Raw genomic sequence first — 20,893 nt, 5'->3', positions numbered from 1 at the left:
TGGAGTTTGGGCATTTACTCAGAAGTAATATCGTTTCACGAAAGTCAAAAGTTAAAAGTTAAAAGTTAAAAGTCAAAAGTTAAAAGTCAAAAGTTAAAAGTCAGATTTTATCAGCTCAAAATTTTGATACTACAGTAATTTCAGGAAATTATTTAATATTTGAAGGAGGGAAGCTATTTGTGACATTTTGAAGGTGAATTGGTATTAAGGAGTGGGAGGCGGAGGGATGGGGAGATGGTGCTCAGATGGAAAATTTTTGGCGTTGGTGAATCAACATAAGAATTATGAATACCCCTTTCATTACTTGCTCCTAAACAATCCATAAACGAAATAATCTGTAGGGACGTTGCATGCAACGTCCCTACCTATTCCCTAGCATAAGTATTCAACTGAACATGATATAGCAGTTCTTCAATCTATGAGGTACAGTTTTAGATCCCCCTCGCCCCCAGATCTCCTAACCCCCTTAGTAAGGGGGAACTGCTTAAAAAGGGGGAGATTCAAAGTCCCCCTTGAAAAGGGGGATGCGCGGGGGATCGTAAATGTACCTCATAACTATGGGAATTGCTATATAAATTTATGATTTTTCGATTCCTACATTTTTCAATTGGATTTTTATTATGTTGTTCATTGATTTTTATCAGTGGTTGTCGCCCAATATTATTAAATTCACAGATTAATAATAATTCAAAATTAGTTTTAGTTCTGCCTAGTGCGCCACCCACTTTTAACTACCCAATATCTCGTTCTCCTTATGGAATTTTTAAGTTTATTTACGAGGGATTACTATCAGAAAATGGTCTAACTGGAGAGTTACAACCAGCATTAGCAGAATCTTGGGTTTTGTCTGAAGATAAAAGACGAATTATTTTTACATTACGCTCAGGATTAAAATGGTCTGATGGGGAACCTCTAACTGCTGATGATGTTGTCTTTACCTATCAAGATATTTATCTAAATAAAAAAATTCCTACTATTTACAGAGACTTTTTAAGAATTGGTAGTAATGGCGCTTTTCCTTCTGTAAAAAAACTCGATCAACAAAGAGTTGAATTTATCTTGCCCGAACCATTTGCCCCATTTATCAGATATGTAGAGAAATTAAAAATTTTACCAGCTCATGTTTTGCAAGATACTGTTTTCTCCATTGATGCTGATGGTAAACCCCTATTTTTATCAACTTGGAATACAAACACAGACCCACAAAAAATCATTAGTAATGGCGCATTTAAACTTGCTGGTTATATACCTTCTCAAAGAATTATTTTACAAAAAATCCCTTTTATTGGCGTTCTGATGCCATGGGTAATTCACTGCCTTATCTCGATGAAATTGTTATCCAAATTATTCCTTCAACCGATAATCAATTGCTTAGATTTCGTTCTGGAGAATTAGATGCTCTACCAGTAAATGCCGAGGCATTTCAATTACTGAAACGAGAAGAAAAACGAGGAAAATATCAGATTTATAATGGTGGTCCTCAATTTGGTTATCAATTTGTTGGTTTTAATCTTAATCAAGCTAAAAATTCAGAAGGTAAACCTTTTTAAATCCTATTAAGTCTGGTTGGTTTAATAATTTGGTGTTTCGTCAAGCAGTTGCTTATTCTATTAACCGTCAACAGATAAATAATAATATTTATCGGGGTTTAGGAGCAATACAACATTCTGCTCTGGGGGTACAAAGTCCTTATTATTTATCCCCGGAAGCAGGATTAAAGGTCTATAATTATAATCCTGAAAAAGCAAGAAGTTTATTGTTAGATGCTGGTTTTAAATATAATAATGCCAATGAATTATTAGACAAGGATGGTAACAGAGTAGAATTTACAATTTTAGTAAAATCTGAAGAAAAGCTCAGGATAGATACAGCAGTTAAAGTCAAAGAAGATTTAAGCAAAATTGGGATTAAAGCTAATTTGCAGGTACTCAATTTCAACACTATTTTAGAAAAGCTATTACTTCGTAGAGATTGGGAATGTTATGTTGGAGCTTTTGGTGTTCCTGGAGCAGATTTTGAGCCAAATTTACTCTCCTTATTTTGGTTAAGTACAGGTTCATTTCATCAATTTAATCTTGGTGCTAAACCTGGGGAAACACCACTGCAAAATTGGCAAGTTTCTAGTTGGGAGCAAGAAATTGACCGTTTATTTACTGCTGGATATCAGACGGTAGATGAGAATGAACGTCGAGAAATTTACGGTCAGTTTCAGCAAATTGTTGCGGAACAGTTGCCTATATTTTTTTTAGTAAACCCTCTTTCGTTGCAAGCAGTTCGCGATCGTATAGATAATTTAAAATTCTCTGCTATTGGTGGAGCTTTTTGGAATATTGATGAATTGAAAATTAATGATGAAGGAGTCAACCCACCCCTAACCCCTCCAGGGAAAACGCATCTAATTTTTTTGACAAATGACTAAGACTACCACCCAATAATACCCTTTGCCTCACAGGGTTACAAGCAGCTCAAAACCATTTCTGGATAAGAGTTTAAAGGATATTTACCTGAGTCTTTATGTTTAGACTCGATTTGTGAGAATAATAATCATTATTAGTAGTGGTGTGGGTAAGCTTCGCTTACCCACACCAAGATATTGCGTTGATTCATTGTTCAATTAAAATAAAAGTGATAATGGAGTATTTATGGGTGATATTACTATCTGCAATCAGCCTAATCTTTCTGATTACAAAAATATCTTATTTTGCTTTTGTTTCATAATTTTCTATTTGCGTTCGCTCAAGAATTTAGAGTTATAAAAACATCTTATTTTGTTTTTATTATCGTTATTTTTTTCAGAACTTTCCCTCATAAATTATTGTGAGCCTAATCAAACTTTGAGGAGGTAGTTATTATTCCATCCAGCCCTTTTTCGTTGATTTCTTATTCCAGTTTTTACAGTTTTTCTTGATTTAATAAATTCAATGCTATTTGTCTAATTACTGCCAAATTTTCGGGAGCATTATCTGTTCTGATTCTAGAATTATCTTCTCGGAATTGAACATCTAGAACCCAGTTTAATTGATTTTAAATTCTCCAATGACCACGAATAGCTTCAGATAAAAGTTCAGCATTATTATCTAAACTACTAATGTAATATCTTCGTTCACAAGTTATTTTTCCATCTTTTTCAGAGCGAAAATAATCGACTCGCGCCAATTGATTTAAGATTTTTCCATTCCCCAAATGGATCGACCTCTTCAGCAATATTACTTACCATATAATAGTATCGACCTTCAATACGACCATGAGCTAAATCAGATTGACAATAATCACTTTGTGTACTTTTTTCAGCTTGATTTTTAGATCATTTATTCAGAAGTTTTTCCACCCTTTGATAAAAATAACCTTGATTTTTTTCAAAGTAATTACATAGTCAGCTTGTTGTTCTGTAATTTGTTTAACAATTTCTTTCTGGCATCCCATAGCATCAATGGTAACTAGACAACCAGAGAGGGATAAAACTTTGAGAAGTAGGGGAATTGCAGTGATTTCATTCGATTTATTATCTACTTTTACTTGACCTAAAACTAGGCGATTTGCTGTGGCCCAGGCACTGACCATGTGAATAGGTTTTTGAGATTTTTTTTGGTCAGCGCGAACCTCTCAGAGTTTTACCATCAATTGCTATTCTTTCGCCATCAGTTATTTCACTTACTGACTGAATCCATGACAAAAAACATTGCTGCAATTTTTCTGGTTCTAGCCGTGCAAAAACTCGCGCAAATGTATCATGAGATGGAATGCCATTAGGGAGTTCTAAAAAACTTTTTAGCCATTCATATTTAGACTCACCATAAGCTTCTATATCTACCCATGTATCCGCGCCACAAATTACAGCACAAATCGTAATTATCATAATCTCAATTAATTTATGACCTTTAGTTCTATCTACCCTTGGGTATTCTAGTTTATTAAAATACTCATAAATACTCTTTTGGGCTGGAGTTTCATTGTGAAACTTTTCTATTATTACTAGAATAATTCTCCTCAATAAAACTCTAATATTCAGTTTTAATTAGTTTGTTTTCAGTATTAATTATGAAATTTATTTGATAGTTTTGACGGTTGAAAGTTTGGGTATTTTTTGATGGTGATTTGAGAAGCGATAGACTGGAAGTCCGCTTTCCTACGGAATGCTACGCAAACGCGTTGGCGGAGCCTAGCGGCAGCTATATCGCATAGTCTCCATTTGAAATTATCTCCTTGGTCATTTGTCAAAAAAATTAGATGCGTTTTCCCTGTGGCATGAAGGCCGTGTTTGATGCAGCAGTCAACGACATAGTGGAGCCATTCTAATGTTAGCAGATTTACCTCTTGAGAAGAAAAAGGAACTCGCCTTAAATGGCTATATGCTCGGTTTAGCCGTGGAAACGTTGTCAAGAATGTCTAATATCGATAAAAATGTGATAATTCAAGACCTGTTGACTGTGGCTAAAGAAAAAATCGAGGCAATACCCCCCGAAGCATTTGAAGAGGTAGCAGCCGAAATGGATGCCAAAATGACATCTGATTCTAAGATAAAGGCTGTTCTGATGAAATTTCACACTGATGGAACGAAATTAACATTAAATTATTAACAGACAAAAAATATCTCAGCGGAGTAAAATCTATAGTCTTCCTAGTTGCTATTGTTGGAATTGTTTTTTCCCCTTGACTTGTAACCAATTGCTCCCAAGGTTAGCTTTATTTTCTCTTTTATCTGATAAATCATCCCTTGATAGTAAGCGGCTATTTTAGCTTTATCGGCATCAGGTGAAAAAACTTCACTGGCATTCTCACTAGACTCACATATTATTTGAATTGACCTTAATTCTTCTGTGCAACATTGCAGCTTTTCTTCTATTTTTTCGTAGTGGTCGATTTTCTTTCTGAGGTTAGAAACTCTATTTTCGCTCTGCTTAAATATCAGGGGGACAGCCACAAAAGATAAATTAGCTAACAAGCTGAGAGATAAAGCTGCAAGCCTTAAAAATTCATTGTCAAAATTAACGTTACTGATGTCTTTGACAAGAATGAACATATTATTTTCTGTTTTTGAGTAGCAGTCTCACTCGTAGCTCTGGTATCAATATCACCAATATCCATATAATAATAACTATACTAACTCCTTTAGTTAAAAAGAATCTCCAAGTCAATGTATTGGCTGAGTTCAGATAAGTATTACGGATGTTTGTTGAGGTGACGAGTTCTCTAATATAAACATTTTTGATTAAATTATCACTTCCTATAGCAAAGAGTAAAAAGCCCAAGGGATTCAAACTTTTTCTTTTAGACTCAGTGATAAACGTCACCCCTAAAATTATTAACAAACAAACCTTTAAGAAATCAACCGCACCCGTTAGTTCGCTAAACATATTTTACTCAGATAGAGGAATTATAATAGACGAGCAATTTAAGATTGTTTGCGTTGAATGCCATTGACTATTAAGCTTAAAAATATACCTACATAACTCACATCGTAGGACTATGCCAAATTTATCGGATTCTAACAACTGGATAAAAATCTTTGAAGGCAGTGAAAGTATTTTTGGAGAGCCTTCTAAGACAAATAGGCTCTCCCCGCTAAGAATTGCTATGCCTATTAGAACTGATTATCATCGAATAACCATAGCCAGCAATACAGCTCTTTCTCATTGGTGGCGGGGAGGATGGATAGCCTTGCAAGTCAAAGACCAAGTAAGCAATAATTACTCGGACATTTACCGACAACAATTGCACATGAGAGGCCCAACTATTGTGTACTATCCCTTAGATGGAGCAACTCCCAGTTACTCCCTGCACGTCGAGCCAGTTTTTTGGTTCAAAGATATTAGTGTTTTAGTAGAAGCCTACCAATCTATTACCGGAGATTAAATTACTTCTAAAAACTCTAAATTTTCCAGAGTTTCTGTTAAATAATCATCCATATTAATGCAGTCGCTAGCTTCGACTTTATCTAAAAACTCAGTAACAGACTCTTTTCCTCTCAACATATTATTTAGAGATAATTGAATCTCTAGATAGTGTTTCATGGCTTCCTTTTGTTCGCTAGGGTGGGATTGCATGTTAACTTCAAATCCCAATGCATTCTGAATTTCTCTGTATCTGCCAGGATGAAAGTTTTCTGGCAGGACTATGCAATTAAGTTCTTTCCAGTCAGCTGATTTATAAAGGGCAAACCTAGGCTTGCGTCTCCTACCCATATTTTTACTCCATCAAATAGTACTTCTAAGATAGTTGGAATATTTGAAATTCCAGCAAATTGCTAAATCAGTACTTAGGTGCTGACGGAAATTTCCAGCACTTAGGAAATGGCGATCGCTAATCTTCCGGCAGGGCCATCAATCGTCTATCATCAATAAGAGAAATGGGCCCTCTATGAAATTGGAGTAAAAGCACAGCTCTAGTGAATCTTACATCAGCAATGGGTCTTAACCGTGGCATTCTTGTCGGCTTATTTAATATATTTTTTATCTCTGGAACAGTAGGATAAGCTATTTCAGGATTAGGAGATAAATTAAGTCTTGGTTTACCTGGCTTTCTCACTTGATTTTGTACAGCCAAAACAGCATCTACAACTCTGTACCCCTCAGCTTCATTCCTAGATAAAATCCTATAATCATGCCCCTCGTTTTTATCAAAGTATGTTATTTTTTCCTTCCCTTTTTTCCAGATCAACCCATTACCATTATTAGGCGTTACAAAAATTTCATAGATTTTTTGTTGCAGTTGCCTAACGTCATTCCATGTCAATTTCTCCATAGGAGAATCAGGATCGTCGGTTTTATCCATAATCCTAAATCTGATTGTGCCACGAACCTTGTCAAAGCCTTCTGCAACATCTTCCTTATCTTCCCAGAATGTCAGCAGAATTTCTGGTTGACCAGTCCTAGCATGATGCCAACCGCCTTCAAAAACCTCATTATTTCCAACCGGAAAGTTGAGCGTAAGCCAAGTGAAAAGTTGGATTGACTGGATTAACTGACTGTCACTACCCGAAAAAACCACAGAACTTTCAGGTTTTGCCGTACCTTCAGGAAAATATTCAATAATCCGGAGTTTTTTATTTTGCTTCGGGTGTTCCCATTCGTTGTATTCCGGTCTTGATTTCTTCTCTTCTCTCCAACCTTTACGGTCTTGAGTAGACACGATAGGATAGTTAGTTTTGAGTTTAGGGTTACTGCCTTTCCGGTTAATCAACGACGGATAACCTGTTTGCCATTCTTCAAACCATTCATCAAAGGTGACAGCATATCCTAATCTTAAAGACAGTTCATCATGCAGCGCTTTGATAGCTGAAGCTTGCACTGCCACAAGTGGAGCTGTGCCTGACAAATACCTAGGATGATTTCCATAAGGCTCGTCGAGGCGAGCGCTACTGCTGTATCTCCAAACCTCAAAATTAGGCAGTTCTTCAGGATTATCATTGCTTAACAATCCTTGCTGTAATTTCAATTTAGCCATGCTCTCCTCCATCTTCTCAATTGTGGAGCGAGTATAACTCTTAGGGATTCCTGTAGCCATTTGCGACCTCTTAGTAATAAACGTATTCAACAGATTGACGGAACTGTTCCCAAAACCCTGACAGTAATCCTTCTACCAAGTCTTGCAATTTTTGATCATTAAGCTCCTCAATCCGTTTTTCTACCACACCTTGAATAGACCAAGGTTTGCTTCCCTTAGCTCCCCAGTTAGTGATTGCATTATCCAACTGAGGAAACTTCCCCTTAACCTCCTTCGGTAAACCTTGCCAAAAATTCTTAATTCCTTGCCTTCCCTTCATAAAAGCTTGCTTGATAGCAATCGTTCGGAAAGCTGTCATTCCCAGGTAAGCAAGAGTAGATGTGTTATTGAGCAAATCATCACGAATACTGGGATTAATATCCCACGCTAAACGCAGTGCCCGAATATTTATCTGCACTTTTGGCGGGTTAAACAATCCGCCCACCAAAACCCCCGCCACTTGTTGCCCAATATATTCCCCAGTAGGTCCATATAAAGCGTTAATAGTAGATTCAATCTCTTTATTAATATCCTCATCGGTTTGGTTGAAATTAAAGTTATAGATTGTTTCTGCAAAATTAAGAGCGCCAGTCACCAGCTGCCCTGCGCCTACCCCAGTTAGCAAGCTACCTATTCCCAATGCCGAGGCCGACCTTGGCAGCTCCCGCTCCAACAGCTCCTAGCTTGCCTAGAGTAGCTCCCACAGCTCCAACGGCAGCACCTCCACCCGCCAGAGTTCCAACCGCAGCACCTCCAACAACAAGAACAGTACCTAAAGCTAAACCCGCAGCTAATACTCCTGCTCCTGCTGCCACCGGACTCTCTTTCGCCCATTTCGAGAATATTTTGCCAAAAGTGCCGTTAAATACAGATTTAACGAGTTGCTTGCCGCCATTGACGACTTTCCCTAGAAGATTCTTAGCACCAACAATCGGTAGGTTGAAGATTTCCAAGACATCCGAACCAATTTTTTTGAAATAATCCTTATCTAGCTCTTGTCCGTAGACTAAGGCACTAGATAAAGTAGCAGTGTTTATGATCATGCTAAAACCATCAAAATGTGAAATAATCGATATTAACCACCAATCCTGTCTCTGTTCGAGAAACTGCCGCCAGGGCTTCTGGCGACAGTCCCCCAAGTCGCAACAGCTTTTAGATAGCCAGGGGAAGAGCATCTAGATGCATCAAGACATTTTTTTCTTTTAGTCGGGATTATCAGGAGAGCATAGCAAGCGATCGCTTTATTTTTAGCGTCATTTCTCCTGGGAATTGACTTAAAGGTATCAAGCTTTTTTCTCCTCACTTTATTCGTTTCAATCTTTGTAGTATTTTTATTTTTACTTACCTTGACCTTTCCTGTTTCTAAGTTTTGTTCGACTATCACTCCTTCGCTAACTCTCTGAAGTTCAGGGTCGTCATACTCTAGTTGTTGCTCAACTCCTGTCACAGACTCATATCCAGAGTTAAACTCTTTTGACAATATGTGAGAATCTTTGCCAAAATTTCCCACAACAGAAGCCACTACTACTTTTTGTCTATATTCACTCATTTCTTCTATAAAACCATAGCTAGCAACCAAAGATTTAATATTGTCAGCGATTGCGTTTTTTTCGGCAACTGCTCCTTTAGGATTACTGGTCTTATTCCTGTTAGCAATTTCAGGAGGTTCGGAAACTTTTCTGATTTTGACTGAGCGGATCTTACTGGCTTTTGACATTTCTGAGAACCTCCAATAAAGTTTGAGCAGCTTCTAGTCTTAAAAATATAAACGGTTGTCTCCTGGGCTGCATGAATTTTTCTAGCACAGTCTCTGCACCTTGTTCATCGTTATTTTTTAAATCATTCAATATTTTTTTAATTTCTTTTTCTAACTGTTTGGCGGAAGCTTCCTGAGAATTCGATCCAAAACTGACTCCAGTAGTTTGCTTTCCACCCGCTCCTAGTGTGAAATCGAGCGGGAAGTTTTCGATATAGTCAGTATCTTCCTTGATATCGAATCCCAAAGCTTGATATAAAGACTGTTGAGACTCTACCATTGAATTCATCATTACATACATTTCTCCTATAAGTACAGCCATTCTAATATTTAAATTTAACCCTGCTGCTTGGTCGCCGTCGGTTTCTTTTATGTACTCTAGAATTAATTTGATGGCATGAGTGGCATTGTAGGTTTTGATTCCCCAAGCTTGTTCACCTGGTTTAGCTGGGTTAAGGTCTGCCAACGTTGCCTGAAGAGGATGGATACCTAGGTGGTCAAGCATTTTCGTTGCAAGCTCAAACAACTCTAAATAATTAAAAGCCTTTGAAGTCTTCTTGCCCCTAGAAGCCACCCATGCATTAGGATATTCAAAGCCTTCATTCAGTAGTTCGTTAGGTCGCAATACCCGATTATTCTGAGCTATCAGATTTCCTATAACAAACTGTAATTGTTTAAGGTTATAAACAATTGTTTCTCCTGTCTTGCCAGGTTCTAGCCAGTCCCTGGGGACTTTGAACGGAAACCCGTAATCATCAGCCGATGATTGCTTTTTGACTCCATCTGGGTATTTTTCGTTTGCATTAAATCCTTCAACTGGTACACCTAAATTAAGGGCGATTTTCTTTGTGAGCTCGCTGTCAATAGCAACGCTACCTGTGTTTAGAATTTTCCACAATTGGAGGTCTCGGAGGGAAGATATGAAAGACTCTCCGTCTTGTACTGCGTCATTTTCTCCTAACGGAAATTTTACAGATAAAATGTTATCATTTACCCCTATCTTTCCTGGGAAGTTGAATGCTCCCGTAGAGTAGGCTATTAAAGCCCACAATGCACGGTCATCTTCCGTCACACAACACTTACTATTGTTCATATTTTCCTTAATATTATTCGTAGGTGGGGGATAACAGATTGTGACCCGCCACCAGAAGAATTACCTAAATCTGCTACATGTTCTTTCAAGAAAATAATTTTTCCAACAGTAACAGTTGTTTCTGTAGCCCTAATTATATAATTATTGAATAATTCATAAGACCGAGCTATCGCCTCGTTTATGGCCCATCGATAGCCTTTTACAAAATGAAGCTGAGGCATACTAATGCTTGCGGTAAAAACAAGTCCAATAATATCTTCATTCAACTCAGGGGGCGACGCTTCTGGAGTGAAGTTGTAAGGACTACGGTAAGAGCTTGTCCTGTCAAAAGTACCGTCTGGAAGATAAGACCCATCGCCCATAATAGTTTTTGATTTATGCCTTCCAACAATAGTCATATTTTCCATGGAACCAGAGACAGAAACAGAATTTTGAGAATAAGCTTCTCTGACGAGATAGGGGTTAGATACACTCTTGTCTTTGGAAGCATGAAAACCTACTCCGGCTGCAACTAAATAAACGTAATCGCCGGGAGGACCTTCAAGTCTTGGAGGGTTATTATCAGGAACCTCCGGTACTTCTTCTGGCAAATCTTCTGGTATTATAAGCGGTTCATAATCTTTGTCGCCTTTTTCTTCTTCTGCTTTGCATCCTGGTATCTCTTGTATCTCCGTGTAAACATACACACCACTAATAAAATATTGCTTTACATAATAGCATCCCTCTCTTGTAACTTCAATCTTATACAGGTCAAAGAGATAGCTCATGCTACCTTCGCCATATTTATTCAATTCTACTCCAAACAACCCCAGATCAAATCCAGCAGTACCACCATCCTCCGTAGATAACAGCAACCCTATGCCAAGAAGGTTAAACTCAAATTCAACTTTTTGATTAGTAATAGTTAACCCATAATTTTCCCACCCCAATGTCAAGCCATATTCTGTTTCGACCTCGTCATCTGTCCCCAACTGAGATTCAAAGGCAATCCCCGCATCTAAGTCAGGAATATTCACTACCTTCCTGGCCTTCTCTCTGAGCTCAGATATGCTACTATTTTTCAGTAAGGATGAACTTTTGGCTAAATTGGGCATGGCGAGACAAAGAATAGAAGAACGGATAGCTGGCAGTATCTACAAAAATATTGACTCAATCAACAACAAGTTGATTGAGTTAGTTGATTTTAACAAATTATTTAGCTTGCACAAAAGAAAAATACCTGAAGGAACAAACCATACAATATTCTTCAGTCTAAACAGTTTGACTCTTTGCCATCAAATTTCATCGCTTAAAATTCGACCAGTCCCGAAAAATCCTCTAGGAACTTCACAATCACAAAGAATTGCAGCAGAAATCAATGCGCAATCTCAATATAATGTAAAAAATAAATACGCTGCGGAGCTGAGTTTTTACATTGGAACAAAAGATATAAGCCCGCACAAGTACAGCAGTGCGTTATTGTTTTATGTCGGCAATACTGCTTATTTGCCATTGATAGTTCCTTATTTGTCAACTCTAACTCCATTAACCACAGACGATGATTTAGTTGTTTTTTGCTCCTTGGATATGCATACTCCTTTGTCAGAAAACGACAGGATTGAGATATTTGGTTCTTATGACGGTTATATCTCTTATACATTTGAGGCAGGAGAAACAAGTCTCCATCTTGGAAGTTTAAATCTAACTTTTGATAGTCAAGGTTAGATTCTGCTGTTTATATGGCTGATAATACCATTAATGCGATGGATATTTAGATTATAATTTAAAAAAGGATTTTTTTGTCTTGTTCTTATTAGCTATCATCAGTTTTTATCTATATGGAATTCACCCCAAACAACACTATTTCCAGCGTTAGTACCAATATTGTAGAAGTTCGTACATATATACTTTTGCAAGAGCTTAACAGCATAGAAGCAGATGAAAATAGAAACAACAACACTATTGACAATGTGAGTAGCGAACGTGATGAGCAGACTGGAGGCGTTACGGCAACCGTAGTCATTCCTTGCCAAGTTAGGCTGCAGTCAGGTCTTCCTCAACTGACCATCAACAACCCCTATGACACTACCGAGAATATTCCTGCCGCTTTCTATGAGTCAGCTTTCGCTCAATGGCTTGGTGAGCAATCTTTGATAAACAATCCTACACAAACTAAATACATCCAGCTGGCTCAAACTTACATCCCTAGGAGTTCCCTAGAGACTGGAGGTAACAATGCTACAGTAACTTTCACGTTCACTAATTTGCCGACCACTAAAGAAATCCAAGGTGTTTCCATCAGCGTTCGTGGCACTGATTATTTGCAAGGAGTTTTTCAACAATAAACCAGTAGACTGATTTTTCTCTCTGTATTAAAATGTTTTTGCTATTAACCCTATGACTCAACAGAAAAAGGACGGAGTGCCTATCTTAGGATGGGAAGACCTCTTACAGGCAATTCGCTTGTTGAAGAATGATGAGGCTGACAGTAAAAAAGAAATCCGCTATGAATATACCTGGGCTAATTTTAGACGAACTCTTAATCCAATTGAGCCTACCAAAATCATAGACCTTCCTGATGGGGATGACTACCAAGTTATTGTTAATAATAAATCAAAAAATAGTGTTTATCTCTATTTAGGACCCGACGGTGACGAGAATTTAAAAGTTGATAATAGTGCTTGGGAAGTAAAACCTGGTTATGGGATGACAATTGAACAGTCAGGTTGTACTCTATGGGCGGTCGCTCAAACATTTTCTGATATAATATTAACTATTCATTCAACAAAACCTAATTCAAAGTCGGAAGTGGTCATTGCTCTAAATGTAGATTTAAAAATTGGAACAGGAAATTTGCTAGGCAAGGATATCCCTCTATTTCTGTTTGCCGAATTTGGTTCGGACTGGGAAGGTATTCTCCGCAGTGTCGTGGATAGTGACCAAGGAATCACAGGAAACAAAGCTGCTAATCTCCGCAGTTTTCAGCCTGCTCAGACTTATGAGTTTACCCTGGTAGCAAATCCTACTTTCACTGATTTCAGAACTGGAGTGACCAAGCCTATTCAGGTCTTTTTGATAGACTTTAATATAGCACTTAGCGCCATGATTGCTGCCGTTGCTGGAATGCGAGGTAATAGCTATAGCGCCTTAGAAAAAATTACTCAAAACATGGTGGGATATGCCAAAAGCGGTGGATGGATCGCCAATCTTCCTCCGGCAGGGGGTGCTTTTAGCATTACGCCCGGGAACAGTCAATCATACCTAGTTTTCTGCCTCCTGACAGGCAACGGTTCCGAAACCTGTGTTATCACAGATTACGATCGCTCAACGAATACTTTTACTTTAGGAGGATATTGAATGTTGAATTTCACGCCTATCTTGACTGCGCCTGCTCAATCTCATTCGCCCCCGGTGTTTGAAGGTTTTGACGTAGCATCTCCTATAAATCTACCCGCAGGAGGATTGGAAGGCTCCCCGGAAGAAAATAGCGTAATAGAAGTGTTAAGTTTATCCACAACTTTTAGAGAGTATTATCTCTTAAATACGGGGGAATCGACCGTGAGATTATTTTTTGGAAGTGATGCTGCAAAGTGGCAAATCTACCCCATGACACCGTTTCTGTTGACTCCTGGGTTCCTGTGTAGCAGCAACCTTTCAACTTGTATGCTACCAGTTTTTGCATGGAGTGAGGGCAATATTGGCAAGTTGATTTTAGGAACGTTTGAGTATTAAAAGGAGTCCTAAACCGGACCCTTGAATAGAGAATGGTATAATTAAGTAGTTATAGGAAAGCACCTGATACAGCTGCTCCACAATTTACAGGTTAAAAAAAATGCCAAATATCCTTAATCCTACAAGTCACGATCTAGCCACCGCTGCTGCATTGGAAAAAATATACGCACGCTTAGGCAATCTAGAAGTTACTATTGCTCAAAGTCCGCAGACCAAGCCACCGTTGGTAGTGGGGGAAGGGCAGCTGCAATACGTCATATTCGATCATGCTACTGGAGTCAAATATCCCCCAGAGCTGCAACCGCAAATCACTCCTACAAAAAATATTTTCCAATACCACCAACTGAATTACCCTGAGAGATTGTTCAAAATCTCAGGAGAATTTGCCGCTTCTGGCATACCCCAAGTAGGGGAGTCAGCGCTTAATTCTTATAATAGTGGTAATGGTACATCATTCGGAACCAGACCTATCGATAAAATTATTACTCCTATTCAAAATACATCTGGGCGAGACATTCCTCTTGCTTTTGTCTGTGAAAATGACTGGAGAAATATTAACAGTGGGGATGTAATAGACCACGTTGAACCATTACACGCTGTTTGGCATAAGGGGACTAATGAGATAGAGCTGAAGTTTCACAAGGGGACTTTTTCAGTGCCTTTTAGTAGTGGTCTTACATGGGATATAAGACTATCCTTCTGGGCTATAGATTACCTGGATATAGAAGGGTGAAAAAATACCTATACATGGAGGATTAACGGCTAAGTACTTGTCAATAATCAATGCCATGTCAAGTTTTAGCTGAAATTAATTAGAGAAAATATCCGACCTAGAAGGGGATTGAATCGGAGTCGCCTCCCCTATCCTCTTCTTCGTTTTCTGGTTCTTGTCTGGGAATCTTTTCTGCTTGAAAATATCCTAATTTGTTAAAACAATTTGTAAATTCTCTTTTAACTAAATCGACATATTTTTCTAACCAATCTTCACCATGAAACATATATAAGTCATCCGGACGATATCTGCAAAAAGCGGGTCCGAAGTAAACTTCTTGATATAAGCAACCATCTTCCAACCGCCCCACTTTGATAATTCCTCTGGTCTTCATCTCCACGATTGCCATTAAATCTCGATCGCGCATACTCATACTAGAAAATTTTCACTACAATTGTTATAGGTGAATAATAAGTATATTCCTCACCTATTGTAAATAACGCCTGTTTCGTTCAAAACCAATCACAAATAAAAATGTCAGAAATTCAACAATTAGAAGTTCCTTACAAATCACAGACAGACAACGCCTTGTCTCCCTTCTCTGCTTGCAATGTTACTTGCTTGGCTATGTGCTTAAAATATTGGGGAGTAGAGGGAGATAGTAGTTATCCTCAACTAGAAGATGAGATATTCGCCCGCGCCCAACAATATGGTTGGAATAGATTTTCCCCCCAAGGATTAAAAGATATTTGCGAGAGCTATGGGATAAAAGACGACCTCACAATCAGTGGTACTCTGACCGACATTCGAGATGCGATCGAGGATGGGAAGCCAGTCATTGTTCATGGCTTTTTCACTGAACCTGGTCATTTAGTAGTTATCAAGGGGTTTGGTGAAAATGGTTTCCTGGTGCAAGACCCCTATGGTGAAATAATGGCTGGTTTGGGTTCTTATTCCTGGTATTATCAAGTCAATGGGGGAGGATCAATCTTTGGGAAAAATCTTCATTACAGTAATAGACTAATTGCTGCTGCTTGTGGTGGCTGGAGTCACGGACAAACTCGTGATATGTATAACGAGTTGACCGACCCTGATATGGAAAGTATTGAAAATATGTGGGCTCACAGAATCGGATAGGCCGAGTTTTTACAAATTTATACTGTTCATTGCCTTGCTAACCGCCTCCGGTTTAATTTCTATATAACCTCTCAGGACATCAATGCTTTTGTGTCCGGTAATCTCCTGAATCATAGCCACAGAATAGCCAGACTCGTGTAGTCTGGTGATTAATGTCCTGCGGAGTGAATGTAGGCTGATTCCTCGATGAGCTAGTCCTGCTTTCTCTACTGCCACTCGGAAGTTTTTGTCAAATATCTGTCTGCTCAAGTGCTTTGAGGGATCGGTTTTAGCTGGAAACAACCATCCTGATTGAGCTGCTGGTTTAAACTTTTGAAGCTCGATGTGCAGAGGTTTTGCTATTGGAACTTGCCTGGTGGAGGCTACTCCGTCTGGTGATTTTTTTCTGCTTTGTGCTGGGAAGGTAATTTCTGGCAAGGGAGTAGGGCGGGCGGGGTTGAAATAAACATTTTCAATCTTGAGCTGCAGGACGGCTCCAATCCGCTCCCCCGTATAACGGCAAATTTGCCAGATTAGCTTGTTGGCGGGTGTGGTAAAATTTTCATAGATGGCTTGAGCTTCCCAAGACTCAATAATTGAGGCCTTGCCTTTGCGCGATCGCTTCATTGGTGATTTTTCTCCCAGCTATGGGGGCCTTTTGGACGGGTGCTGACATTTGCGCATTTTTTTTAAAATAGCACTTTTGACCAAAAAGTGCTGGAAATGAAAAACCCCAAATATTGCAGCACATATAGCTTGAACCCCCTACTCCCTTATTTGCTAATTTAAGTAAAAGAGCAACGTTTGGATTGGATCGGCAAGTATGGGGGATGATGGGGGGGCGCGAGGGGATTTTGTAGGATGTTTCTATAATTAGGCAAAAAAAGATTAGGTGAATAATCACCTAACCAAAGAGAAGTTTACTACGAAAATTTCCTGGCTCCATCTTACTATTATAATGACTTTTAAAAGTCCACGGCTTCAGAAATTAGGCCCTCTATTTGAGCTGCTGAATATCCAGTTTCCGTCATCCTCTTTACCGTTGGGACTATTCCAGCAGGGATTCGAGTTTTTTTGACTAACGGTCTGTAGTTGCGTCGGCAGTAATAGTAGTTAATCTTGCCAGTCTTGTTGTTAACCTGGGTATCTAGCCAGCCAGATGCTGGCTTATTATTTTTTTTGCCCATGGGTCGCCCCCCGATTTTAGCGGGGAGGCGATCGCTAATTTTATCCCCATCTCCGATATCTTTCATGGAGCAAATATCTCCCGTTCGTTTCATGGAGCAAATATTGTCTTTACTGTTAACCATGAGTGTTTTAAATATTTGCTCCAGAAACTCTTTGCCTAATATTTGCTCCAGAAAATTTTTATCAATTTTATATCCAGCGGCTTGATGTTTATCTATTAAAGATTTGATTTTGGCCACTGTATTGTTGGAGGTGGTAGGTGGTGTTGGAAGTGCTGGAACTTTTGGTTTTAGGGTTAATTCAACTTCATAGTTAAATAGGGTAATTCTACCCATCTCCTCAGTCTGGATGGTCAGCTCTCCGGTGGTAACGTTGGTACGCTCTACCTCGAATTTTTGGCCTTTGAGTCTGAATTTGTGGGAGTCGTACTTATTTGTAGTTACTTCGATCCATTCCCCGGCCCTGACTGGTGTGGCCATCTACTCTTCCTCCTCGGTGTCGCGACAGCAGTCCCACCGAGCCCAATCAAGAGCTATAAAAGTAGAAGTGAATGTTTTTGTGCCTATTTCACCACCTTCAATTTTTTGCATTTCTGCTATCGTGTCGTTAATGTCCTGAAATACCTTCTCTCTTATCTCCTCTCCAATTATTTCTAAGACTTCGTATGAAGGCATCTCACTCTTCTTATGGGGCAGGGCAGTAACCTCTGTGAGAAATTGGCCAGTCTCCGGTTCTATGCGGGAGAAGGAAATCATGGGTAGTTGCCCCCATTCAAATCCTATGGAATGGCAGGCCCACATCTGAGGCTTCATTTCCAATAAGTCGAGCAGGGTCGCTTCTGGGTGCAAACCTTCCATGTTGTTAAAGATTTTTTCTAGGCCAGGGAGCCAGGGATTTTGACGGCCTATACGGAGGCTTGCTGCTGTGGATTTAGATTCTTTCATTTTGATTAATCCTCTTGTATTTATAAGACAACAAAATACCGACCGCTGAAATAGCGATCGGCATTTCTGGTTGATTTATTCTTTGACGTAAGCTTTTAGATAATTGAGTAATTCTTGGGTTTCTTCTCTGATCTTCCCTTGTTCTTCTTTGAATTCTGCGATGAAATTATCGCTCTGCTGCTTACGCTCTTGTAGCCGATTGTTGTGTTGACAAGCATATTGGAGAAGTCTCTCATCTTGCTTATCTAACCGGCGACAAATTCCCCCAATAAGCTGTACTGCTCCTTCGTCAGGTATAACTTCCGAGGCTCTATCAAGTTCTTTCTGACCAGTTGCTCCAATACATCGCTCCGACTCATCTTTGTCCCCCTCCTCTCTTGGTCCAGAGCATCTAAGCAGGTTTGGGTCAAGCTCACGGAGGTCGATAGCTTGAGTTCTCCGTACACTGTCTTTCTTGGCATTTTTTTGTTCGTCCATTTTTATTCCTTATTAAGATATTAAGTCTTTTCTTGGAAAATATCATAGCAAGGTATTGCAAAAATTCAAATACCTTGCTAGGGTATTATTGTACGAATAAAGAGAGGGCATTGCCTAACGGAGCAGGATTGTTTGAAGCGTCAAATTGTGAGGTTTAACTACCAAGCCTCTAATTAATTCCAAAAGCAAACATGGCTAAAATCTCCTTGGCAGTTAAATTTAGCGTTAACTGACAAGAATCTGACATAGAGTATCCATCTAGAGTGCGTGGGGGTTTCTATTATGCTGTCCCCCCTCGCTTCCTTAAAAATATTTGGAGGTAACTAATGACTGAAAATGACTCAGTGGAAAATTTTGTGACCATTGATAAAGATTCTATAGCTATTTCAGCTAGTTATCTGGCTAAACAATTAAGTCTTGTTGAGGGTAGTCGCAATCACAGAGCTTGGGATATTTATAAAGAGATTATTTCAAGTTCTGGAATGCACCATCATTATAGTGGCAGGCCAGAAGAGCAAGGCAGCTTGGAAGTGATTGCCACCTTTGCTTTATCAGCAGTAGATTGTTTTGAACAAGCAGTAGAGGACTATGACAGTTGATGGCGATCGGGAAATATTCCAGGTACGCATGACGGGTAGTTTAACAGATGTACAAGAACGTGACTTATTTTTAACTTTGTGGCTGAAAAGTATTGGCTTTGTTAGAGATTCCTCTATTATTATAACGCCCGACTTGTCTGACCCCACAAGAGTTACTATCAGCGCGACTTGGCTCAAACAGCAGTAAAGATTCTGTAGAGGTCTTGAATGAAAAGGGATAGAACACATCTCATCACAACTCTAATATACGGAACTGAAGTAAACCCTGGATTCATGACGGTATATATTCAGCCAAAGGCGACAACTACTGTAGAGGCATCAAAAGTCCTACCATCTGCCGACATCACAGCAGAAGAGCGACAACAACCTATTGTAGATTTCCACAATCCTGTAGCCAGGGGCAATGTATCAGCAATTACAGGCAGGTATTACGGGCGAAGTCCAAATCTGCTGGTGAGTTACAAAGTAAAAGATAGCCTCACTTGACTCTAAAAGGCGATCGCTAATAGAACTTTTGGGGGTAGTTAAAAGCGAACCCCCTACCTAAAAGGCAAACTATTTAACGCTAACATCATGGTTGATTCTAATTTTACATACCCACCAAACCAAGACGAGATGCCTTTACCAGATTGGGCGGGTGATTGTCTTAACACCTTCTGCCAGTTGTTTGAACACGAAGTCTGGAGAGAAGGTAAGCAGGCTATTGAAACACTGCATTTTGAAGCCAAACTAGCAGGCCATGCATATATTAAAGAGGGAATGATTTTGAGAGCATTCCAAATCTATAAACTCTATCGTTGCTTGGGGTACAGAACTTTTCAAGACTACTGCCTCAAAGAAATAGGCAAAAAGGTTTGGCGATGCAAACAGCTAATGGAAGCAGCCATGACAGGTTGGCACTTACTCTGTGAAGGATTTCAGAAGTTACCCAACTGTGTAGCTCAAGCTTCAGCCTTGCGTGCCAAGTCCGAGAAGGAAGGAATTGATGGGGATATCACGGCGGATTGGCAAAAATGTATAGATATGGCTGCTACAGAGGGGGAGCAAATGACCGCACATTACATTGAGGCGGTACTAGACCCAGACTCCATCAAGAAAACCAAGCAAGTAAAGTTACCATTTGAGGTTTGGCAAGCACTTAAGAAAAAAGCGGATAGATTAGGATTATCGGTTCAAGAGTACTTGGAGCAACTATCCAGAGAAGAAGAATCGGAGCCTCAAGAAGAAGAACCAACTCCAGAGGATGAGGCCCCCGCTGAGAATCAAGGACAAGACCAACATAACACAGAAGATGACACCGGAACAATATCGACAGTACAAACTGATAATGGGGAGCGCGGGTGCCCAAGCAGCAGAGAGATATTGCCGCCTAATCAGTTCGACGAACTATTGGACGACCCCATCCCTTACTAAGAAGAATCTTCCTTATAAATTCAAGCATGAAAAGGAGAGAGTTTACAAGCGCCAGCAGAAAGGAGGTGAGGGCTAGACATCGGTATGACGACTACGGGAACACTTATCCAGGAAAAACAAGGAGGGAATCAAGGAAGTGAAGTTAATTGAGATGAAGCGAGAGCTAGTCAGTGTAGGCGTTTGGCCAGAGCAGGTTAGAACTGAGTTTGGCGACTTGCGATGCCGGGCAACTTGGGAAGCTGCCTACAAAAAATATTGCTGCTATCAAAACTTGCCAATAGTTAAAGCTATTGTTGAACAAGCGGAACTAAACAATATTATTGATTTTGTTCCTCCTGCGCCTCCAGTGATAGTAGCTCCACCGAACTGTCCTCCACCGCCACCGGAAGAAGAAAATATACC

Annotated in this window: 27 protein-coding genes and 2 pseudogenes; 15 read left to right on the top strand and 14 right to left on the bottom strand. The window is 39.4% G+C overall.

From position 1 onward, the window contains the following. The first annotated feature begins 579 nt into the window (after positions 1–579). Both SAGCYANO_RS46800 and SAGCYANO_RS46790 read left to right on the top strand, forming a co-directional pair. Positions 580–1,550, top strand: a pseudogene (locus tag SAGCYANO_RS46800) (ABC transporter substrate-binding protein). Positions 1,551–1,582: 32 nt separating this feature from the next. Further along, positions 1,583–2,419, top strand: coding sequence for an ABC transporter substrate-binding protein (locus SAGCYANO_RS46790; protein WP_237397143.1), 837 nt, complete (start codon positions 1,583–1,585; stop codon positions 2,417–2,419). 408 nt (positions 2,420–2,827) lie between these two features. Here SAGCYANO_RS46790 and SAGCYANO_RS39815 read toward each other — a convergent pair. Continuing rightward, positions 2,828–3,951, bottom strand: a pseudogene (locus SAGCYANO_RS39815) (ISAs1 family transposase). A 344-nt stretch (positions 3,952–4,295) separates the two neighbouring features. Here SAGCYANO_RS39815 and SAGCYANO_RS39810 point away from each other — a divergent pair. Further along, positions 4,296–4,577, top strand: a complete 282-nt coding sequence (locus SAGCYANO_RS39810) for a hypothetical protein (RefSeq protein WP_202225077.1) — start codon at positions 4,296–4,298, stop codon at positions 4,575–4,577. Positions 4,578–4,618: 41 nt separating this feature from the next. On the opposite strand, the gene SAGCYANO_RS39805 is transcribed toward SAGCYANO_RS39810, so the two are convergent. After that, positions 4,619–5,020 carry a hypothetical protein gene (locus tag SAGCYANO_RS39805; protein ID WP_202225076.1) on the bottom strand — a complete coding sequence of 134 codons (402 nt, stop codon included), beginning with the start codon at positions 5,018–5,020 and terminating at the stop codon, positions 4,619–4,621. 554 nt (positions 5,021–5,574) lie between these two features. Here SAGCYANO_RS39805 and SAGCYANO_RS39800 point away from each other — a divergent pair. Further along, positions 5,575–5,853 carry a hypothetical protein gene (locus tag SAGCYANO_RS39800; protein ID WP_202225075.1) on the top strand — a complete coding sequence of 93 codons (279 nt, stop codon included), beginning with the start codon at positions 5,575–5,577 and terminating at the stop codon, positions 5,851–5,853. On the opposite strand, the gene SAGCYANO_RS39795 is transcribed toward SAGCYANO_RS39800, so the two are convergent. From SAGCYANO_RS39795 to SAGCYANO_RS39765, 7 genes are all read right to left on the bottom strand, one after another. Further along, positions 5,850–6,044 carry a hypothetical protein gene (locus tag SAGCYANO_RS39795; protein WP_202225074.1) on the bottom strand — a complete coding sequence of 65 codons (195 nt, stop codon included), beginning with the start codon at positions 6,042–6,044 and terminating at the stop codon, positions 5,850–5,852. The two genes, SAGCYANO_RS39800 and SAGCYANO_RS39795, sit on opposite strands and share 4 nt — an antisense overlap. A gap of 256 nt (positions 6,045–6,300) precedes the next feature. Beyond that, on the bottom strand, positions 6,301–7,503 hold the full coding sequence (locus SAGCYANO_RS39790) for a hypothetical protein (protein ID WP_202225073.1): 1,203 nt from the start codon (positions 7,501–7,503) through the stop codon (positions 6,301–6,303). Positions 7,504–7,513: 10 nt separating this feature from the next. Further along, entirely contained in the window at positions 7,514–8,077 is a 564-nt protein-coding gene (locus tag SAGCYANO_RS39785; protein ID WP_202225072.1) for a hypothetical protein, read from the bottom strand. Positions 8,078–8,108: 31 nt separating this feature from the next. Next, entirely contained in the window at positions 8,109–8,525 is a 417-nt protein-coding gene (locus tag SAGCYANO_RS39780; protein ID WP_202225071.1) for a hypothetical protein, read from the bottom strand. A 32-nt stretch (positions 8,526–8,557) separates the two neighbouring features. Further along, a complete protein-coding gene (locus SAGCYANO_RS39775; protein WP_202225070.1) occupies positions 8,558–9,199 on the bottom strand; it encodes a hypothetical protein in 642 nt (213 codons plus the stop codon). Then, the gene (locus SAGCYANO_RS39770) at positions 9,183–10,331 is read right to left on the bottom strand and encodes a hypothetical protein (RefSeq protein WP_202225069.1); all 1,149 of its coding nucleotides are present in this window, start codon (positions 10,329–10,331) and stop codon (positions 9,183–9,185) included. Before SAGCYANO_RS39770 ends, SAGCYANO_RS39775 begins: the two co-directional genes overlap by 17 nt. Then, entirely contained in the window at positions 10,328–11,347 is a 1,020-nt protein-coding gene (locus SAGCYANO_RS39765) for a hypothetical protein (protein ID WP_202225068.1), read from the bottom strand. The genes SAGCYANO_RS39770 and SAGCYANO_RS39765 overlap by 4 nt, the downstream gene beginning before the upstream one ends. Positions 11,348–11,423: 76 nt before the next feature. On the opposite strand from SAGCYANO_RS39765, the gene SAGCYANO_RS39760 reads away from it, so the two are divergent. From SAGCYANO_RS39760 to SAGCYANO_RS39740, 5 genes are all read left to right on the top strand, one after another. Beyond that, positions 11,424–12,035 (top strand): hypothetical protein, encoded by a 612-nt coding sequence (locus tag SAGCYANO_RS39760; protein WP_202225067.1) that lies wholly within the window; start codon positions 11,424–11,426, stop codon positions 12,033–12,035. Positions 12,036–12,148: 113 nt separating this feature from the next. Beyond that, positions 12,149–12,655: a hypothetical protein gene (locus SAGCYANO_RS39755; RefSeq protein ID WP_202225066.1), complete on the top strand. Its 507-nt coding sequence runs from the start codon at positions 12,149–12,151 to the stop codon at positions 12,653–12,655. A gap of 52 nt (positions 12,656–12,707) precedes the next feature. After that, a complete protein-coding gene (locus tag SAGCYANO_RS39750; RefSeq protein ID WP_202225065.1) occupies positions 12,708–13,667 on the top strand; it encodes a hypothetical protein in 960 nt (319 codons plus the stop codon). Further along, positions 13,668–14,042, top strand: coding sequence for a hypothetical protein (locus SAGCYANO_RS39745; protein ID WP_202225064.1), 375 nt, complete (start codon positions 13,668–13,670; stop codon positions 14,040–14,042). Positions 14,043–14,142: 100 nt separating this feature from the next. Beyond that, complete coding sequence (locus tag SAGCYANO_RS39740; protein WP_202225063.1) at positions 14,143–14,775, top strand: hypothetical protein; 633 nt, start codon at positions 14,143–14,145, stop codon at positions 14,773–14,775. A 97-nt stretch (positions 14,776–14,872) separates the two neighbouring features. On the opposite strand, the gene SAGCYANO_RS39735 is transcribed toward SAGCYANO_RS39740, so the two are convergent. Beyond that, entirely contained in the window at positions 14,873–15,187 is a 315-nt protein-coding gene (locus tag SAGCYANO_RS39735) for a hypothetical protein (protein ID WP_202225062.1), read from the bottom strand. A gap of 101 nt (positions 15,188–15,288) precedes the next feature. Between SAGCYANO_RS39735 and SAGCYANO_RS39730 the strand changes: the two genes are divergently transcribed. After that, complete coding sequence (locus SAGCYANO_RS39730) at positions 15,289–15,891, top strand: C39 family peptidase (RefSeq protein WP_202225061.1); 603 nt, start codon at positions 15,289–15,291, stop codon at positions 15,889–15,891. Between the two features lie 9 nt (positions 15,892–15,900). On the opposite strand, the gene SAGCYANO_RS39725 is transcribed toward SAGCYANO_RS39730, so the two are convergent. The 4 genes from SAGCYANO_RS39725 to SAGCYANO_RS51130 form a co-directional block, all read right to left on the bottom strand. Then, complete coding sequence (locus SAGCYANO_RS39725) at positions 15,901–16,497, bottom strand: site-specific integrase (RefSeq protein ID WP_202225060.1); 597 nt, start codon at positions 16,495–16,497, stop codon at positions 15,901–15,903. Between the two features lie 338 nt (positions 16,498–16,835). Further along, complete coding sequence (locus SAGCYANO_RS39720) at positions 16,836–17,537, bottom strand: hypothetical protein (RefSeq protein ID WP_202225059.1); 702 nt, start codon at positions 17,535–17,537, stop codon at positions 16,836–16,838. Further along, positions 17,538–18,002 carry a hypothetical protein gene (locus SAGCYANO_RS39715; RefSeq protein WP_202225058.1) on the bottom strand — a complete coding sequence of 155 codons (465 nt, stop codon included), beginning with the start codon at positions 18,000–18,002 and terminating at the stop codon, positions 17,538–17,540. It lies immediately after the preceding gene. Positions 18,003–18,247: 245 nt separating this feature from the next. Then, a complete protein-coding gene (locus SAGCYANO_RS51130; protein WP_375340086.1) occupies positions 18,248–18,463 on the bottom strand; it encodes a ribbon-helix-helix protein, CopG family in 216 nt (71 codons plus the stop codon). Positions 18,464–18,805: 342 nt separating this feature from the next. Here SAGCYANO_RS51130 and SAGCYANO_RS39705 point away from each other — a divergent pair, with 342 nt between their 5' ends. The 5 genes from SAGCYANO_RS39705 to SAGCYANO_RS39685 form a co-directional block, all read left to right on the top strand. Continuing rightward, a complete protein-coding gene (locus SAGCYANO_RS39705) occupies positions 18,806–19,078 on the top strand; it encodes a hypothetical protein (RefSeq protein ID WP_202225056.1) in 273 nt (90 codons plus the stop codon). Beyond that, the gene (locus SAGCYANO_RS39700; protein ID WP_202225055.1) at positions 19,068–19,265 is read left to right on the top strand and encodes a hypothetical protein; all 198 of its coding nucleotides are present in this window, start codon (positions 19,068–19,070) and stop codon (positions 19,263–19,265) included. Before SAGCYANO_RS39705 ends, SAGCYANO_RS39700 begins: the two co-directional genes overlap by 11 nt. A 20-nt stretch (positions 19,266–19,285) precedes the next feature. After that, positions 19,286–19,564 carry a hypothetical protein gene (locus SAGCYANO_RS39695; protein WP_202225054.1) on the top strand — a complete coding sequence of 93 codons (279 nt, stop codon included), beginning with the start codon at positions 19,286–19,288 and terminating at the stop codon, positions 19,562–19,564. Between the two features lie 87 nt (positions 19,565–19,651). Further along, the gene (locus tag SAGCYANO_RS39690) at positions 19,652–20,491 is read left to right on the top strand and encodes a hypothetical protein (protein WP_202223581.1); all 840 of its coding nucleotides are present in this window, start codon (positions 19,652–19,654) and stop codon (positions 20,489–20,491) included. 136 nt (positions 20,492–20,627) lie between these two features. Next, positions 20,628–20,893: hypothetical protein (locus SAGCYANO_RS39685; protein WP_202225053.1), on the top strand; the 266-nt coding region annotated here is incomplete at its 3' end.

Source organism: Okeania sp. KiyG1 (assembly GCF_014132355.1).
Lineage (GTDB): Bacteria > Cyanobacteriota > Cyanobacteriia > Cyanobacteriales > Microcoleaceae > Okeania.
Note: the sequence above shows the minus strand (reverse complement) of the source record. Positions and strands in the feature narration are given on the sequence as shown.